3 protein-coding genes and 1 pseudogene are annotated in these 2,538 nt (G+C 70.3%); 1 reads left to right on the top strand and 3 read right to left on the bottom strand.

What is annotated here, in order from left to right; translation table 11 throughout:
- The 3 genes and pseudogenes from IE249_RS38440 to IE249_RS24990 form a co-directional block, all read right to left on the bottom strand.
- Nucleotides 1-296, bottom strand: a pseudogene (locus IE249_RS38440) (peptidase); the annotation flags it as partial.
- Nucleotides 297-466: 170 nt separating this feature from the next.
- Nucleotides 467-1,015, bottom strand: coding sequence for an ATP-binding protein (locus tag IE249_RS24995; RefSeq protein WP_189708110.1), 549 nt, complete (start codon nucleotides 1,013-1,015; stop codon nucleotides 467-469).
- A gap of 302 nt (nucleotides 1,016-1,317) precedes the next feature.
- Nucleotides 1,318-1,695, bottom strand: a complete 378-nt coding sequence (locus IE249_RS24990; protein WP_189708200.1) for an STAS domain-containing protein — start codon at nucleotides 1,693-1,695, stop codon at nucleotides 1,318-1,320.
- 240 nt (nucleotides 1,696-1,935) lie between these two features.
- Between IE249_RS24990 and IE249_RS24985 the strand changes: the two genes are divergently transcribed.
- A partial coding sequence (locus tag IE249_RS24985; RefSeq protein ID WP_229859222.1) for a sigma-70 family RNA polymerase sigma factor occupies nucleotides 1,936-2,538 on the top strand: 603 nt, incomplete at its 3' end.

Here is a 2,538-nt window from a genome sequence, read left to right as displayed (position 1 = left end):
CCGCCGTCCGCGCCGCCGAGCCTGATGGTGGCGCTCGGGTTCATCGCCCCCTTGCCCAGCTCGACCGGGCTGGAGGAGACGCCCTTCTGCCATGACATGGTGATGCGGTAGCCGCCGCCGCTGCGCACGCCCTTGATGTCGATGGGCGAGACGGCGCTCTTGACACCGATCGGCGTCTGGCAGCGGTAGTCGACGTCCACGACGTCGGCCCGCGCCGTGGGGGCGCTGAGCAGCACCGCCGAGCCGGCCAGGGCCGCGGCGGACACCAGCGCGGCGGTTCGTTTCCGGTTCGGCACGGTCCACCTCGTTCCTGACGGCACATCAGATCGGCCGTCAAGGTACGCCCGGGGCCTTGCCGAGGGAAGACACGATGCGCTCCGGATCCGTGGGGATCCGGAGCGCGGAAGGGAAGGGCCGGGTGAAAGGGTGACCGTGGGTGACCCGAGGCGGGACGATTCGCCGGGACCTACGCCGGTGCGCCGAGTTCCGCCCAGACCTTCTTGCCGGCCACGCCGGGGATGCGGACCACTCCCCAGTCCAGGCACAGGCGCTGGACGATGAACATGCCGTGGCCGCCGGGACGCCCCGCGCGGTGCGGGGTGCGCGGTGCGGGCTGGCCGGTGCCGCGGTCGGACACCTCGAGCCGGATCACCTTGCGGTCGCAGGTGATCTCCAGTTGCTCGGGCCCCTCGGCGTGCAGGCAGGCGTTGGTGACCAGCTCGGAGACGACGAGGAGCACGTCCTCCGCCGCGGCCCGCTGGTCCGCGGTCGCGGCGGGCAGCCAGCCCCACGCGTACAGCGCCTGGCGGGTGAAGTCGCGGGCGAGCGGCACGACGCCGCTCTCGCCGTCGAAGCTCAGCCTGCGGACCTGACGACCCCCCGACGACACCGCGGGCGCGGTCGCCGCGCCCCCGGCGGACGCCGCTGTCCCCGGCGTGTCCCCCCCGGACGCCCCGGAAGCGCCGCTGGGCTCCGGGCCGCGGTCGCCCGGCGAGTAAGGCCGGGTGGTGCTCATCAGCGCTTCACCTCACCGATTCACCAGTTCACGATTCAGAAATCACTACACATGTCATTACAGATGCCACAGCACGCACTGCCACCGCACGCGTCACCGCGCACAGACGCGGTACGTACGCCGGTACACACGCCGTTCGGCCGTTGTCCGGATCCTGTTCCGGCCGCCGATCCGTTCACAGGATGTCTCCTGCCCGACCGATCCGCCGGGACACCCCCGTTTTCGGCACACGGGGCTCCTCGCCCGGCGGGTGCCGGTCGGGGAGGAACGGAGGAGACACGTCGTCGGCCCGCGAGGTCGGCTCAGCCGGTCTCGTCGGCCAGGGCGTCCTCGAGTGTGTCGTGCACACTGAAGACGGCGTCCGCCCCTGTGATCTCGAACACGCGCGCCACCACCGGAAGCATCCCGGCGAGGTGCACGCCGCCTCCGGCCGCCTCGGCCTTCAGCCGCGCGCCCAGCAGCACGTTCAGCCCGGTGGAGTCACAGAACTCCAGGCGTGAGCAGTCCACCACGAGCCGCGACCGCCCCTTGTCGAGGCACTCCTCCAGCGGCTCGCGCAGCAGGTCGGCCGTGTGGTGATCGAGCTCACCCACCGGCGTCACCACGGCACTGGAGCCCTCTTGCCGCACCTCGACCAGAAGCCGGCCCGACTGTGCGCTGCCGACCGTCCCGCGGTCCATGCCGTCTCTCTCTCCCGGGGTCTTGGCTGCCTGACTGACGCCCTCGAACACTACGCCTTCCCTCACCACTCCGACACCCGAACAACCGCACACAAACGGACATACCTCTACATAACGCACTTGCGGTGGTGTTGGGAAAGCGGGTAGGGCTAGTAGAGACACGTACCCGACACGGCCGGCTTTGGAGGCGCCGCACACCGCAGTGCACGAACTGGCTTCGGCAGCCATATGCCGAGAACGATGGAGGACATCATGTCACCCCGGCTCGACGCATCGCATACCCAGAGGGCGACGTCGGCATTCCCGGCGGGCTGGGCCGGCGCCCTGGCCGGACTCCCGGACATCCCCCCGTACGACGAAGTGGCCCCGGACGACGCCCGGGCACTGTCCAAGACCCTCTTCGAGCGGCTGGAGTCCCTCGAGGAAGGCACCCACGAGTACTCGTACGTCCGCAACACGCTCGTCGAACTCAACCTCGCCCTGGTCAAGTTCGCCGCCTCCCGCTTCCGCTCCCGCAGCGAGCCGATGGAGGACATCATCCAGGTCGGCACGATCGGCCTGATCAAGGCGATCGACCGCTTCGAACTCTCGCGTGGTGTGGAGTTCCCCACCTTCGCGATGCCAACCATCATCGGTGAGATCAAGCGCTTCTTCCGCGACACCTCCTGGTCCGTGCGCGTCCCGCGCCGGCTTCAGGAGCTGCGGCTGGACCTCGCCAAGGCCGGCGACGAGCTGGCCCAGCGGCTGGACCGCGCCCCGACGGTGGCGGAGCTCGCCGAGCACCTGGGCCTGAGCGCCGACGAGGTCGTGGAGGGCATGGCCGCCTCCAACGCGTACACCGCT

The sequence above is a fragment of the Streptomyces anandii JCM 4720 genome, from assembly GCF_014650655.1.
Taxonomy (GTDB): Bacteria; Actinomycetota; Actinomycetes; order Streptomycetales; family Streptomycetaceae; genus Streptomyces; species Streptomyces anandii.
This window is presented reverse-complemented; position numbering and strand designations above follow the sequence as displayed.

Bases quoted from the DNA above. Each gene is read 5' to 3' on its own strand.
- IE249_RS24995 (WP_189708110.1), bottom strand. From the start codon at position 1,015: ATGAGCACCACCCGGCCTTACTCGCCGGGCGACCGCGGCCCGGAGCCC.
- IE249_RS24990 (WP_189708200.1), bottom strand. From the start codon at position 1,695: ATGGACCGCGGGACGGTCGGCAGCGCACAGTCGGGCCGGCTTCTGGTC.